The sequence below is a fragment of the Reinekea marinisedimentorum genome (assembly GCF_004341165.1).
GTDB lineage: Bacteria > Pseudomonadota > Gammaproteobacteria > Pseudomonadales > Natronospirillaceae > Reinekea > Reinekea marinisedimentorum.
In genome coordinates this window covers 146647-161857 of record NZ_SLZR01000003.1, presented here as the reverse complement: position 1 = coordinate 161857, position 15211 = coordinate 146647, and the positions used below count along the sequence as shown (strand labels likewise).

Here is a 15211-nt window from a genome sequence, read left to right as displayed (position 1 = left end):
CAATCTATGTAACTTTAACCCTATTAAAACAGATTAATACCACTTAATAAGTCATTCTAAAGCCTAAGTGGAAGGTCGAATCAATTTCCACATCGTTTACGTCTTCATAACTGGCGCTGACATCATGGTAGCCAACGAAGATGCGGGCCTGAGGAAGCACCTTATAGGTTATTCGGCCAACCAGTTCATGAGCGTAGGTTAATTCGCCGAAGCTCAGAATGCTCGGTGCCAGGTAGGCTTCACCTTCCAGGCCTAAGCCGTTCATAAAATCAGGCTGCCAGCGTAAAAAACCACCCACACCCGCGGCAAAGGTCAGGTCTTCCACGTCTGTAGACAGCACCATGCCTTTAAAGCCCACACCACCTATCAACTCCTGATTAGCCATTGTGGCATCCACAGCATTGAAACCGGCAGTAACAGCCCAGTTCGATTCCTCTTCGTTATAGAGGAAGCCGGTGGTCAGGTGCGCACCGGTACCAACCAGCACGGCGTCATGCTCTACCCGAATAGAGTCATTAGATAGAGAAAAATCAATCGCGCCTCCTGCATAAGCCGTCATGGAATGAGCCATCAGTATTGCAGGTACAATGATTTTTTTAATCATCGGGGTAAATCTCCAAATTTGAACTGCGCTATATAAAGCCTAAGTTAGCCGGAATTTGCAAACTACAGCATCAATATTAGCCTTGAACACTTTTAAATTTACAAAGAAAAGCCACCCTTTGGGTGGCTTTAACAGCTGCTAAACCGTTTATCAGGCAAGCATTTCAAGCAGCAGTTTGTTCAACCGTGAAACAAAACCGGCCGCGTCTTTCAGGGTTGAGCCTTCCGACAGTCGCGCCTGTTCAAGCAGAATGCTGGCCAGGTCGTTAAAGCGGGTTTCGTTCTCTTCTTTTTCCAGTCGCTGAACCAGAGGGTGCTCAGGGTTAAGCTCCAGAATCGGCTTGGAATCTGGGACAGCCTGACCTGCAGCCTCCATGATACGGCGCATTTGGGCACCCATGTCATTGTCACCAACAACGATACAGGCCGGTGATTCAACCAGACGATGCGTCATACGAACGTTTTCGAGTTCATCTTTGAATTGCTCATGAATTCGGGTCAGCAGGTCTTTGTGCTCGTCGTTGGCTTTTTCCTGGGCCTGCTTCTCTTCTTCAGACTCAATATCGCCTAAATCCAGACCGCCACGGGCCACATCCACAAAGGACTTACCTTCAAACTCGTTCAGGTAGCTCATCAGCCACTCATCGATACGGTCGGAAAGCAGCAGAACCTCGATGCCCTTCTTGCGGAATACTTCCAGGTGCGGGCTGTTCTTGGCCGTTTGGTGGTTATCCGCGCTGACGTAGTAGATCTTATCCTGACCCTCTTTCATGCGCTCCAGGTAATCTTTCAACGAAACATTCTGCTTAGCGTCACCCGTATGACTGCTGGCAAAGCGCAGCAGACCGGCAATCTTGTCTTTGTTGCCCATGTCTTCAGCCGGGCCTTCTTTCAGTACCTGGCCGAACTCTTCCCAGAATGCCTGATAGTCTTCCGGCTGCTTCTTAGCCAGTTTACCCAGCATATCCAAAACACGCTTAACCAGTGCCGACTTGATGCTGTCGATGGTGGAGTCGTTCTGCAGAATTTCACGGCTGACGTTCAGCGGTAAGTCGTTGGAATCGACAATACCCTTAACAAAACGCAGGTACATTGGCAGGAACTGTTCTACATCATCCATGATAAAGACACGGTTAACGTACAGCTTCAGGCCACGCACACGTTCGCGGTTCCAAAGGTCGTAAGGTGCTTTCTTAGGGATATAGAGCAAGCTGGTGTAATCAAGCTTACCTTCGACCCGGTTGTGGCTCCATGTTAGCGCATCACCATAGTCATGAGAGATATGGTGGTAGAGCTCCTGATATTCTTCGTCGTTTACCTCGCTTCTGGGGCGGGTCCACAGCGCCTTGGCACTGTTCACGTTTTCCCAGGTCGGATCCTGCTTTTCAGCTTCTTCTTCCTCACCTTCAGCCGCTGCATAGCTTTCTTCAAGCATCTGTACCGGAACTGAAATATGATCGGAATACTTTTTAACCAGGTTCTTCAGGCGCCAGCTGTCGGAAAACTCGCTTTCATCAGCCTTCAGGTGCAGAACAATCTTGGTACCACGCGCTGGCAGAATTGCATCGGCAATGGTGAACTCACCTTCGCCTTCACTGTGCCAGTGAACGCCTTCCTCGGCAGCATGGCCGGCTTTACGGGTATACACATCAACCGCTTTAGCAACAATAAAGGAAGAATAGAAACCAACACCGAACTGGCCGATAAGCTGACTGTCTTTGCGTTCATCACCGGTCAGGTTTTTCAGGAAGTCGGCCGTACCGGAGCGCGCAATAGTCCCTAAGTTCTGTACGACTTCATCCCGCGTCATGCCAATGCCGGTATCTTCGATCGATACAGTGTTCGCATCTTTATCGACGCTGATACGGATACGCAGGTCATTGTTTTCAGCCATCAGGCTGTCATCTTTTAACGACTGAAAACGCAACTTGTCACATGCGTCCGATGCGTTTGAGACCAGCTCGCGAAGGAAAATCTCTTTGTTCGAGTAAAGAGAATGAATCATTAAATGCAGAAGCTGTTTTACTTCTGTTTGAAAACTAAGTGATTCCTGTTTGGTATCAGACATAAAGCCTCTTACGATCTAGTTATTCCAATAAGTCGGAGTTAAAAGTGGGGATAATGACTGTTAATTCAAGGGTTTATGGCAATAACTGATGGCGTTTTTTTAAAATTCCTCTTTGAACACAGCTAAAGTTTTCCGGTTTACCTTTGCAGGCCGGGGCGAATACGGCAAACTTCCGCTCAATTAAAATAAGGAGAGACCAATGCCAGTCAGCCAATCGAGCATGAACAGTAAGCGCTTCAGCAAAAGAGAAGTGTTTGGCTGGGCAATGTACGATTTTGCGAACAGCAGCTACACCACGGTCGTTATCACCTTTATCTATTCTGCCTTTTTCATCGCTCACATTGTCCCGGAAGAACTCAGCCACATGCGCAATTCGCTTTGGGCGGCGGCGATCACGATCTCCACCCTCATCAGTATCTTTGCAGCCCCCTTCGTGGGCGTGATCTGCGATCTGAACGGTAATAAAAAGGCTTATTTGGCTGTCTGCACCCTGGGCTCAGTGATCGGTACTGCCTGCCTGTATTTTGTAGGCCCGGGGAACATTGCTCTGGGGCTGATATTCCTGGTGATCAGCAATACCGCCTGGATGCTGTCTGAATCGTTCAATGCCAGCCTGCTTACCGATATATCCAACAAGCAGAACATCGGCAGAATATCCGGGATTGGCTGGGGTGTTGGCTATATCGGCGGGCTGCTCAGCCTCATTATTGTATCGCTGATCATAAAATCGTCTCCGCACGACAGTTATGCGGCCTATATAAATGAAAACCAGATGGCGATGCTTTTTATAGCGTTGTTTTACCTGCTGGCCTCACTACCCCTGTTTGCTTTCGTTAAAACACGAAAGCCCGAGAACAGCGAATTCAGTCAGCTTAGAGCGACTGAGCTCGCAAAGCTGGCCTTTCAGCGACTGATCCAGTTCAGGGTGCTGACCCGCCAATACCCAGTGCTTTTCCATTTCTTTATGGCCTTTCTGGTATACAGTGCCGGCATATCCGTAGTTATTAAGTTTCTTGGAATTTACGCCAGTGAAGATGTCGGCATTACCGGCACAGAACTGATTTATGTAGGCGCAACTTTGCAGATCAGCTCGATGGTGGGTGCCATCGGCTTTGGCTTCCTTGAGGACAAAATAGGCTCAAAACCAGCCATTCTCTATTCTTTGGCATTATGGATTGGCGGCATCATCGGGATCTATTTTCTGGACAAAATCAGCCTGCTACTCGGAACTTCTCTGACAACCAGCTTTCTAATTATTGCCTTTATAGCCGGTTCAGCACTGGGCGCGACTCAGTCTTGCAGCCGGGCGTTGGTTGGCAGGCTTACCAGCCCCGAGGATTCATCCCTGATGTTTGGGCTTTGGGGCACTTTTGCGAGGCTATCCATTATTCTGGCGATGGCCTTTGGCCCATTGAGCGATTTAGTGGGCCGAAAAAACGGACTTTTGCTGATTTTGGTTTACTTTGTATTGGGCGGGGTTATGTTAATGCGGGTTCCTGTAAATAAAACGGATCAAAGTGTTCGATTAAATTAACATTACTTGAAAATAACCCAACCGCCTGCACTATTTAGCTAAGAAAATTTAACCTGAGGTAACTAAGTGAATATTCGTTTCCAGTACTTAAACAACCGACCAGCCTGGCAGCGGTATCTTATATTTGCTCTGTCTATCATGTTCATGATCGCGCTGTTCTGGATTGGCATGGTGTTTTTTATAGGATTCGCCATTCTCGCATTCGTGGTTGCCCTGATTAACACCATTAAGGTGAAGCTGACCGGCCGCCCTCTGTTTTCCGGGCCGAAGCACTTCCATCGATATCAATCTCAGTTTAGGCAAACGAATGTGATTGAAGGCGAGCTGGTTGAGCCGCATAAAGATGATGAAAACAAGTAACACTTAAAAAACGGCTAATAAGCCGTTTCAGACTGATGACAAAGTTTCCACAGCCTTCGAGACGGTGAAAAGGTATCAATTAAATGGACGTCGAAAACATGGATGTTTTCGTCGAGCGTATCAGGACGATACTTGCAGCGGTCCATTTAAGTGATACCTTTTCGGCGGAGGGGTTTATCGACAACCTGAAGCGGCTAATAAGCCGCTTTTCTGTACCTGGCCGGGTTATTCCCAGCCAGTAATCTCTTTCAGTGCACTGCCGATCTCAGCAAGCGACCTTACGGTTTTCACGCCAGCATCGTTGAGTGCAGCAAACTTCTCATCTGCCGTACCCTTACCACCAGAGATAATCGCACCGGCATGGCCCATACGCTTACCCGGAGGCGCTGTAACACCTGCAATGTAAGAAACGACGGGTTTAGTGACGTTTTCTTTAATAAATGCAGCGGCTTCTTCTTCAGCAGTACCGCCGATCTCACCAATCATAACAATTGCTTCAGTCGCTGGGTCTTCCTGGAAGAGCTTTAGGATATCGATGAAGTTAGAACCCGGAATCGGGTCACCACCAATACCAACGCAGGTCGACTGACCAAAGCCGTAATCGGTGGTTTGTTTAACCGCTTCATAGGTCAAAGTACCGGAACGGGAGACAATACCCACCTTGCCGGCTTTATGAATGTGGCCCGGCATAATACCGATTTTACATTCATCCGGCGTAATCAGGCCCGGGCAGTTAGGGCCGATCATGCGAACGCCTTTGCGGTCTACGTACTCTTTAGCGAACAGCATGTCCAGAGTCGGGATACCTTCAGTAATACAAACGATGAGCTCAAGACCGCTGTCAGCGGCTTCAATAATGGCATCTTTACAGAACGGGGCCGGCACATAAATAACGGTTGCCTGGGCACCGGTTGCTTCAACAGCCTCACGCACGGTATTGAATACCGGCAGCCCCAGATGCTTAGTGCCACCCTTACCCGGAGAAACACCACCCACCATTTGAGTGCCGTATTCAATCGCCTGTTCACTGTGGAAAGTACCCTGTGAACCGGTAAAGCCCTGGCAAATAACCTTGGTATCTTTATTGATTAAAATACTCATTATGCACCCCCTGCCGCTGCAACTACACGTTCAGCCCCATCGCTCAGCGAGCTGGCTGCAATAATATTCAAGCCACTTTCTGCCAGTTTTTTAGAGCCCAGTTCTGCGTTATTGCCTTCTAGGCGAACCACGACAGGGACTTTCACACCCACCTCTTCCACTGCACCGATAATACCTTCAGCAATCATGTCGCAACGGACGATGCCACCAAAAATATTAACGAACACGGCTTTCACGTTTTCATCGGAAAGGATAATTTTGAAGGCTTCAGCAACACGCTCTTTGGTTGCACCACCACCAACATCCAGGAAGTTGGCCGGAGAACCACCGTAAAGGTTAACGATGTCCATGGTGCCCATTGCAAGACCGGCACCGTTTACCATGCAGCCGATGTTACCGTCGAGAGCAACGTAGTTGAGCTCCCATTCTGCCGCTTCCGACTCACGCGGGTCTTCCTGGCTAGGGTCACGCATTGCTTGTAAATCTTTGTGGCGATACAAAGCATTACCATCAATACCTATCTTTGCGTCCAGGCAGTGAAGGTCTCCGGCCGTGGTAATAACCAGCGGGTTGATCTCAATTAACGCAAGATCTTTATCCAGGAACAGCTTGGCCAGACCCATGAAGATAGTCGCGAATTGACGAATTTGTGCGCCCTGCAAGCCCAGCTTAAACGCAAGCTCACGGCCCTGATAAGGTTGAGGCCCGACCAGAGGGTCAATCTCTACCTTTAGAATCTTCTCTGGCGTTTCTTCGGCAACTGTCTCAATTTCAACACCGCCTTCTGTGGACGCCATAAATACAATACGTCGTGATGAACGATCGACCACAGCACCCAGGTAGAGTTCATTCTCAATATCGGTGCAGGATTCAACTAAAATTTTGCTGACGGGTTGACCCTTTTCATCGGTCTGGAAAGTAACCAGATTTTTACCCAGCCAGTGAGCGGCAAATTCTTTTGCCTCATCGGCTGAAGTAACCAGCTTAACGCCGCCTGCTTTACCGCGTCCGCCGGCATGCACCTGAGTTTTAACGACCCACTTGTCACCAGGAATACGAGCAATGGCGTCAGATACCTGCTCTAACGTATCACATGCGTAGCCCTCGGATACGGGAAGCCCGTATTGCTTAAAAAGCTGTTTGCCTTGATATTCATGAAGGTTCATTTTTTTTGGTCCGCCTTCTTTATTAAATTTTTATTTAAATTGTGAAATTGAAGCGCCGAGTAAGGATTATACAAACAAAAACGAAGCCGTTAGGCTCCGTTCTTAGTCTAACTACTTACGCTTTTTCCGATTCACTTTGTGAATTGCGATGTTGTCGACAGCCAGTGCTGCCTCATGAACCGCTTCAGACAGGGTTGGGTGAGCGAAGCAGGTTAACTGCAGATCTTCCGCACTGGAGGCAAACTCAAGTGCAATAACGCCCTGAGCAATCATCTCAGAAGCGCCAATACCGAAGATGTGAACACCCAGTACGCGATCCGTTTTAGCATCAGCCAGGATCTTAACCTGACCAGCAGTACTGTTCGCTGCCATAGCACGACCGATAGCGGCAAACGGGAAAGCACCGGCTTTGTAGTCAACGCCTTCGGCTTTCAGTTGCTCTTCGGTTTTACCGACCCAGGCTATTTCCGGATGCGTATAAATAACACTTGGAATAGCGTCGTAATTCATTTTAGCGTTATGGCCGGCTATAATTTCAGCAACCATAATGCCTTCTTCAGAGCCTTTGTGCGCCAGCATTGGGCCACGAACAACGTCACCAATGGCATAAACACCAGGAACGGTTGTGCGGCACTGATCGTCAACGAAGATAAAGCCACGCTCATCCAGTTTCACGCCACTGTCGTCGGCCAGGCAGCCTTCGGTATAAGGACGGCGACCCACAGCCACAACCAGTTTATCGAAGGTTTCCTGCTTTTCACCTTCAGCATCAACATAGGTAACTTCTACCTTTTTACCTTTCCGCGTTGAGCCGGTTACACGAGCGCCTAAACGGATCTCAAAGCCAGGTTTGTTGAAGTACTTATAAGCATCTTTAGAGATTGCGCCGTCTGCAGCTGCAAGGAACGAATCCATAGCTTCCAGAACCACAACTTCAGAACCCAGGCGACCCCAAACAGAACCCAGCTCCAGGCCAATAACACCGGCACCGATAACACCCAACTTTTTAGGCACTTCCGGGAACTCCAATGCACCGGTGGAGTCAACAATGACATCACCATCGGTAGGCGTTGGTGGAATTTCAACCGGAATAGAACCCATTGCCAGAATCACGTTTTCTGCCTGAATGCTTTCGACAGAGCCATCGTTCTTGGTAACTTCAACAACCTTGTTGGCTTTCAGCTTACCTTTACCTTCAAAGCTAACAACGCCATTGCCCTTCAACAGACCGGCTACACCGCCCGTCAATTGGTTAACAATGCCGTCTTTACGCTCAAGCATTTTTGCAACATCAATTTTAGGCGATTTAACAGAAATACCATGCGTTTCGAACTCATGAAGAGTTTCGGAATACTTCTCAGAAGATTCCAAAAGGGCTTTCGATGGAATACAGCCAACATTCAGGCAGGTACCGCCCCATGTTGTTTTGCCGTCTTCTTTCACCCACTTTTCGATGATAGCGGTTTTCTTGCCCAGTTGTGCAGCTTTGATCGCAGCAACATAACCGGCAGGACCAGAACCTATCACAACCACTTCAAATTGATGTGCCATGGAAACTTTTACCCTTGAGTTAAATGAGATATCAAAGGGCAGATACTCTTCTGCCCCATACTTGTGTCGAGTTTGTATGTACGCTTTTTTACAGTTCTAACAAAATTCGTGCTGGGTCTTCAAGCATATCTTTAATTGCGACTAAAAATTGAACTGCTTCTTTCCCATCAATCAGCCGATGGTCGTAGGAGAGCGCAAGATACATCATTGGTAAGATCTTTACCTCACCATTAACGGCCATTGGCCTTTCCTGAATTTTGTGCATACCCAGAATGGCTGTTTGCGGTGGGTTCAGAATCGGGGTCGACATTAATGAACCAAAAACGCCGCCATTAGTAATGGTGAAGGTACCGCCCTGCATTTCGTCGATACCCAGCTGACCGGCCTGCGCCCGTTCACTGAAGTTACGGATCGTGCTTTCAACGCCCGCTAGGCTCATTTGGTCGGTATCCCTTAAGATAGGAACAACCAGACCACGGTCGCTTGAAACCGCCACGCCAATATCATAATAGCCATGGTACACAACATCATCGACATCTAGCGAAGCATTTACTTCCGGATGACGTCTTAACGCCTCAGTCGCGGCTTTCACAAAGAAAGACATAAAGCCTAAGCGGGTACCATTGTGTGTTTTTTCGAACTGGTCTTTATACTTTTTGCGCAGTTCCATCACCGGTGCCATGTTCACCTCGTTAAAGGTGGTCAGCATTGCGGTGCTGTTTTTGGCTTCCAGCAGGCGCTCTGCAATCCGCTTTCGTAAACGGGTCATCGGAACACGCTTTTCAGAACGAGCCGGCTGTTGAGAGGCAAAGTCAGGGGTGCCGGTCATTTGCGGAATCATACCCGGCATGCTGTGTTCAGCAGCCGATGGCTCTTCGGCCGGCGCTGTAACTGCAGGAGCAGCGGCTGCAGCAGGCGCCGCAGCGCTCGCACCTTCACTGGCCTTCTTAACCACATCTTCCTTGGTAATACGACCGCCTTTACCGGTGCCAACTATCTGCTCTGCTGTCAGGTTGTTCTCTTCTGCAAGCTTGCGTGCTGCCGGGCTCATGGGCGTTTCTGGATTACCTGCAGCCGGCGAGCTGACTGCCACACCTTCAGAGGTAGATGGCTCTTCATTTAGACTGATATCGCCCTCGACAAAGTGGCCAATCAATTCCTGACTAACGACAACATCGCCTTCGTTCTTAATAATTTCAGAGACTTGACCGTCGGCCGGAGCAACAATTTCCAGGACGACCTTATCTGTTTCGATATCAACAATTAACTCATCACGTGAAACAGATTCGCCGGGCTGCTTGTGCCAGGTAACGATGGTTCCGTCCGCAACTGATTCCGGAAATTGTGGAGCTTTAATTTCTATAGACATGAATAATTCCTTAAGTTCTCCGCCCAATCGATCACTGAATATTCAGGATCGCGTCATTGAGAAATTGTTCGAGTTGTTCTAAGTGCAACGACATATAGCCCGCAGCAGGTGAAGCGGAAGCATCGCGCCCGGCATAACGCAGATAGAGTTTTTCACTGACTCTCTGAATTACGCGACGCATGTGATGCTGGCTTGAGTACCAGGCACCCTGGTTCATAGGTTCTTCCTGGCACCAAACAATATCCTTAACTTTCTTATACTGTGACAGTACATCCAGCATCTGCTCTTCCGGGAACGGGTACAGCTGTTCGATACGGATAATAGCGACGTTGGTAGCTTCTTCTTTCTGTCGCTTATCAGCCAAATCGTAATAGACCTTACCGGAGCACAGCACAATGCGATCGACCTTTTTCTTGTCGATGTCGGCATTAGACTCATCCAAAACCGTGTGGAAATGCCCTTCGGCCAGTTCTTCCAACGTAGACACGGCGTCTTTGTGTCTGAGCAGGCTCTTAGGCGACATAACCACCAGAGGTTTACGCAAGTTGCGTACAATTTGTCGCCTCAGCATATGGAATACCTGCGCCGGCGTAGTGGGGGCGCATACCTGAATATTCTGCTCTGCGCAGAGTTGCAGGTAACGCTCCAGTCGGGCTGAGGAGTGCTCTGGCCCCTGACCTTCATAACCGTGCGGCAACAGCATGGTCAGGCCACACAGGCGACCCCACTTGTGTTCGCCGGAGGTAATGAACTGGTCAATAACCACCTGAGCGCCATTGGCGAAATCACCAAACTGAGCTTCCCAGACCACCAATGCATTGGGCATCGTCGTCGCGTAGCCATACTCAAACGCCAGCACAGCTTCTTCAGACAGGAATGAGTCGTAAATATCAAAGCTGGGCTGATCTTCCGCGATATGAGCCAGAGGGACAAAGGTGCTGCCATCGTTCTGGTTATGCCAGACCGCATGTCGGTGAACGAAGGTGCCGCGACCCACATCCTGACCGGTAATTCGTACCGGCATGCCCTGCTGTAAAATCGTGGCATAGGCCAGTGTTTCAGCAAAGCCCCAGTTGATTGGTAAAGCGCCCTTCGCCATCTTGCCGCGGTCTTCCATGATCTTATTGACCTGGCGTTGCAGCGGGAAGCCTTCATGCGGTGTATTGATCTTGAAAGCCAGCTCCTGAAGTTCTTTCAGGTCGTAGCTGGTGTCAAACTCATCCACCACCGGTTGATTCAGGTAGGGTTTCCAGTCAACGAATAACGCGCTGTTTGGCTCTTTCACCAATGCATTGGCAACATGCTCGCCGTTGGCCAGCGCATCGCGGTAGCCGTTAACCAGAGCGGTTACTTCTTCGGCCGAAACCACACCCTGCTGCTTAAGTTTGTTCGCGTAGAGTTCAAAGGTCGTCTTATGCTGACGGATCTGCTGGTACATCATCGGCTGAGTCATCGCAGGCTCATCGGCCTCGTTATGACCTCGACGACGGTAACAGACCAGGTCAATGACCACATCACGCTTGAACTGTTGACGGTAATCGACAGCCAGCTGCGTAACGAAAACAACCGCTTCCGGGTCATCACCGTTTACATGGAAGATCGGCGCCTGAACCATTTTCGCAATATCGGTCGGATATTCGGTTGAGCGCGCATCTTCACGCCGCGAGGTGGTAAACCCAACCTGATTGTTGATGATAATGTGAATGGTGCCGCCGGTTCCGTAAGCGCGGGTTTGCGACATCTGGAACGTTTCCATCACCACACCCTGCCCTGAGAAGGCTGCGTCACCATGGATATTGACCGGAATAACCAGATCGCCTTTCGGGTCGTTACGACGATCCTGACGGGCTCTCACTGACCCTTCGACAACTGGCGCTGAAATTTCCAAGTGCGATGGGTTAAACGCCAGAGCCAGATGAATTTCACCACCTGACGTCATTACGTTTGAAGAAAAGCCCTGGTGATACTTCACGTCGCCGGAGCCTTCACTCAGGAACGACTTACCCTCAAATTCGTCAAACAAATCTGCCGGATTCTTACCGAGGATATTCACCAGCATGTTAAGCCGGCCGCGGTGTGCCATACCGATCACGACTTCTTTGGCTCCGTAAGAGCCACTGCGCTGGATCAGTTCATCCATCAGTGGAATTAAGGCTTCGCCACCTTCCAGACCAAAGCGCTTGGTGCCCGGGTATTTAGAGCCCAGATACTTTTCCATACCTTCGCCGGCACACAGCCGTTCCAGAATATGTTTGCGCGCGTCTATTGAATATTCAGGTGCAGAGCGGACAGACTCCATGCGCTGCTCAATCCATCTGCGCTCAGCGGTGTTGACGATGTGCGTGAATTCGGCGCCAATTGAGCAACAGTAGGTGGATTCCATTGCGCCCAAAATTTCTTTCAGCGGCGCTTCTTTCTTGCCGATGTAAAGATTGGAACATTGAAAAACCGATTCCATATCGGCAAGTGTAAGCCCGTGATATTTGGGCTCTAAATCTGGTACTGATACCTTTTTACGCAACCCTAACGGGTCAATATCTGCTCGCTGATGACCACGGAACCGGTAAGCGGTAGCCAATTGGTGCACACGAACCTGCTTGCGTTCATGTTCAGTAATCAGATTGGGGGCAACGGTATTGGTGGCAAGCTTTGGCGTTTTACCCATTAACAGATAATGGTCACGCACCGGTTTGTGTGGGGTATCCGTTGTCACTTCTTCGTTAACGGTTGGCAGCTTGTCGAATATTGAGCGCCATTGCTCAGGAACGGAATTGGGATCAGCCAGATAGGCTTCGTACATTTCGTCTAGGTAGGTTTGGTTGCCACCCGAAAAATGGGAAGACAACCATTGTTCTTCCATGGAGGCGTTTCGCATATAAAACCCTATCGTTTCAATTTAGCTTATGAGGCCTATTGTCATTATTTATAGTGGGTTGCGCCACGCTAATGGCGCAACCCCTCTTTCCATTTATGTTGCACTACTCAACAGCATAGAGCGAATATGCCCAATTGCGCGTGTAGGATTCAGCCCTTTCGGACAAACATTAACGCAATTCATAATACCGCGGCATCTGAACACACTGAACGGATCATCAAGCTCTGCCAGGCGCTCTTCGGTGGCTGTATCGCGACTGTCGGCCAGGAAACGATAAGCCTGCAGTAAACCCGCCGGACCAATAAATTTATCCGGATTCCACCAGAAAGATGGGCAGGATGTAGAGCAACAGGCACACAGAATACACTCGTAGAGCCCGTCTAACTTGGCACGCTCCTCCGGTGACTGCAGGCGCTCAATGGCCGGTGCCGGCGTATCGTTGATCAAATATGGGTGCACCTTTTCGTACTGCTTGTAAAAGGTACTCATATCGATGACTAAATCACGAATAACCGGCAGACCAGGCAGCGGCCTCAGCACCAGTGTGCTTTCAGCGCCACCAACATCAGATAAGGAAGTAATGCAGGCCAGGCCGTTGGTGCCATTAATGTTCATGCCATCGGAACCGCAAACCCCTTCACGACAAGAGCGACGGTAGGAAAGCGTTGTATCCTGCTCTTTCAGCAAGTTCAGTACGTCCAGAACCATCAGGTCTTTTCCGCTGGGAATTTCGACTTCGTAGTCCTGCATATAAGGACGCTCATCAACGTCGGGATTATATCGATAAACACTGACTTTCATATCGCCTCCTTAGTATGTACGGACTTTAGGTTGAAAGGTTTCAACGCTTTTTGGCTTGAAGTTTACATCGCGCTTCAGAACGGCCTTTTCGATAGGGTCGTAAACTGAGTGGCACAACCAGTTCTCATCATCACGCTCTTCGTAGTCATAGCGGGCATGTGCACCGCGACTTTCCGTACGGACATCGGCCGATATCGCCGTAGCCTCGGCAACCTCCATCAGGTTGCCCAGCTCCAGTGCTTCAATTCGTGCAGTGTTGAAGGTTTTAGAATGGTCAGACAGAACGACGTTATTAACTCGTTCGCGCAGCTCAAGCAGCTTATTGCGCCCTTCAGCCATTTTTTCACCTTCGCGGAACACGCCAAAGTGCAGCTGCATGGTGTTTTGCAGATCTTTCTTAACTTCTGCCACGGACTCACCCTTCTTGCGTGAATCCAACGCATTTAACTTCGACATGGCCGCTTCGATATCGCTTTCCGTTGCCGCGCTGACTTCATAGCCCTGACGCAACGAATCTTCAATCTGGATACCTGCCGCCCGTCCAAATACCACCAGGTCTAACAGAGAGTTACCACCCAATCGGTTCGCGCCGTGTACAGAAACACAAGCAGCTTCACCGCAGGCATACAGACCTTCGATAATCTTGTCCTGACCGTTTTCGTCGATGGCAATTGCCTGGCCACCAATATTGGTCGGAATACCGCCCATCATATAGTGACAGGTTGGAACCACCGGAATCGGCTCTTTTGCTGGATCAACATGAGCAAAGGTTTTTGAAAGCTCGAGAATACCCGGCAAACGCTCTTTCAACAGCGCCTCGCCTAAATGATCAAGCTTAAGGAATACATGGTCGTTTTCCGGACCGCCGCCCCGGCCTTCCAGAATCTCCATAACCATAGAGCGGGCAACAACGTCACGGCCAGCCAGGTCTTTCGCATTGGGAGCGTATCGCTCCATGAAGCGCTCGCCATCTTTATTGATCAGGTAACCACCCTCACCCCGACAGCCTTCCGTGACCAGAGTACCGGCTCCGTAAATACCGGTTGGGTGGAATTGCCACATCTCCATATCCTGAACCGGGAAGCCGGCTCTAAGCGCCATACCAATACCATCACCGGTATTGATCAGTGCATTGGTCGTCGATGCATAAATACGGCCGGCACCACCGGTCGCCAGCACGGTAGCCTTCGAACGGATATGAACGACATCACCGGTTTCAATTTCAATGGCGACGACGCCCGTTACCGCACCAGTGCTGTTTTTAACCAGATCTACGGCATACCATTCATTCAGGAAGCTGGTGCCGGCTTTCAGGTTGCCCTGGTAAAGGGTGTGCAGCAGTGCGTGACCGGTTCGGTCGGCCGCAGCACAGGTTCTTGCCGCCTGACCACCCTCGCCGAAGTTTTTGGATTGGCCGCCGAAAGGTCGCTGATAGATGCGCCCTTCGCTAGTTCGTGAAAATGGCAGCCCCATGTGATCGAGTTCAAATACGGCCTGAGGACCGACAGAACACATATATTCGATGGCATCCTGATCACCAATATAGTCCGACCCTTTAACGGTGTCGTACATGTGCCAGCGCCAGTCGTCATTTGGATCGTCACTGGCAATCGCACAGGTGATACCGCCTTGTGCAGAAACTGTGTGTGACCGAGTTGGAAAAACCTTTGAGACAACCGCGGTGTTTAAACCCGATTTAGCCAGTTCCAGCGCTGCGCGCAAACCGGCTCCACCGCCACCAATGACAATTGCATCAAAGCTCATTGTTTTATTTTTTGTCATT

At 49.7% G+C, this 15211-nt stretch carries 12 protein-coding genes; 3 read left to right on the top strand and 9 right to left on the bottom strand.

Annotation, left to right across the window (positions count from 1 at the left end; translation table 11 throughout):
* Positions 1–43: 43 nt before the first annotated feature.
* Complete coding sequence (locus BCF53_RS04855; RefSeq protein ID WP_132700387.1) at positions 44–604, bottom strand: YfaZ family outer membrane protein; 561 nt, start codon at positions 602–604, stop codon at positions 44–46.
* A gap of 150 nt (positions 605–754) precedes the next feature.
* Entirely contained in the window at positions 755–2671 is a 1917-nt protein-coding gene (gene htpG / locus BCF53_RS04850; protein WP_132700386.1) for a molecular chaperone HtpG, read from the bottom strand.
* A gap of 199 nt (positions 2672–2870) precedes the next feature.
* Between htpG and BCF53_RS04845 the strand changes: the two genes are divergently transcribed.
* The 3 genes from BCF53_RS04845 to BCF53_RS19185 all read left to right on the top strand — a co-directional run bounded on the left by BCF53_RS04845 (position 2871) and on the right by BCF53_RS19185 (position 4807).
* The gene (locus tag BCF53_RS04845; RefSeq protein WP_132700385.1) at positions 2871–4205 is read left to right on the top strand and encodes an MFS transporter; all 1335 of its coding nucleotides are present in this window, start codon (positions 2871–2873) and stop codon (positions 4203–4205) included.
* Positions 4206–4271: 66 nt separating this feature from the next.
* Positions 4272–4565 (top strand): hypothetical protein, encoded by a 294-nt coding sequence (locus BCF53_RS04840; RefSeq protein WP_132700384.1) that lies wholly within the window; start codon positions 4272–4274, stop codon positions 4563–4565.
* Positions 4566–4648: 83 nt separating this feature from the next.
* Positions 4649–4807, top strand: coding sequence for a hypothetical protein (locus BCF53_RS19185; RefSeq protein ID WP_165901811.1), 159 nt, complete (start codon positions 4649–4651; stop codon positions 4805–4807).
* Here BCF53_RS19185 and sucD read toward each other — a convergent pair.
* From sucD to sdhA, 7 genes are all read right to left on the bottom strand, one after another.
* Complete coding sequence (gene sucD / locus BCF53_RS04835) at positions 4791–5666, bottom strand: succinate--CoA ligase subunit alpha (RefSeq protein WP_132700383.1); 876 nt, start codon at positions 5664–5666, stop codon at positions 4791–4793. The two genes, BCF53_RS19185 and sucD, sit on opposite strands and share 17 nt — an antisense overlap.
* Positions 5666–6832, bottom strand: a complete 1167-nt coding sequence (sucC, locus tag BCF53_RS04830; RefSeq protein WP_132700382.1) for an ADP-forming succinate--CoA ligase subunit beta — start codon at positions 6830–6832, stop codon at positions 5666–5668. The genes sucD and sucC overlap by 1 nt, the downstream gene beginning before the upstream one ends.
* Before the next feature lie 111 nt (positions 6833–6943).
* Positions 6944–8383, bottom strand: coding sequence for a dihydrolipoyl dehydrogenase (gene lpdA / locus BCF53_RS04825; protein WP_132700381.1), 1440 nt, complete (start codon positions 8381–8383; stop codon positions 6944–6946).
* Between the two features lie 88 nt (positions 8384–8471).
* Positions 8472–9752 (bottom strand): 2-oxoglutarate dehydrogenase complex dihydrolipoyllysine-residue succinyltransferase, encoded by a 1281-nt coding sequence (gene odhB / locus BCF53_RS04820; protein ID WP_132700380.1) that lies wholly within the window; start codon positions 9750–9752, stop codon positions 8472–8474.
* A 31-nt stretch (positions 9753–9783) separates the two neighbouring features.
* Complete coding sequence (locus BCF53_RS04815) at positions 9784–12627, bottom strand: 2-oxoglutarate dehydrogenase E1 component (protein ID WP_132700379.1); 2844 nt, start codon at positions 12625–12627, stop codon at positions 9784–9786.
* Positions 12628–12720: 93 nt separating this feature from the next.
* Positions 12721–13428, bottom strand: coding sequence for a succinate dehydrogenase iron-sulfur subunit (locus tag BCF53_RS04810; RefSeq protein ID WP_132700378.1), 708 nt, complete (start codon positions 13426–13428; stop codon positions 12721–12723).
* 9 nt (positions 13429–13437) lie between these two features.
* Positions 13438–15210 (bottom strand): succinate dehydrogenase flavoprotein subunit, encoded by a 1773-nt coding sequence (gene sdhA, locus BCF53_RS04805; protein ID WP_132700377.1) that lies wholly within the window; start codon positions 15208–15210, stop codon positions 13438–13440.
* Position 15211 lies beyond the last annotated feature (1 nt).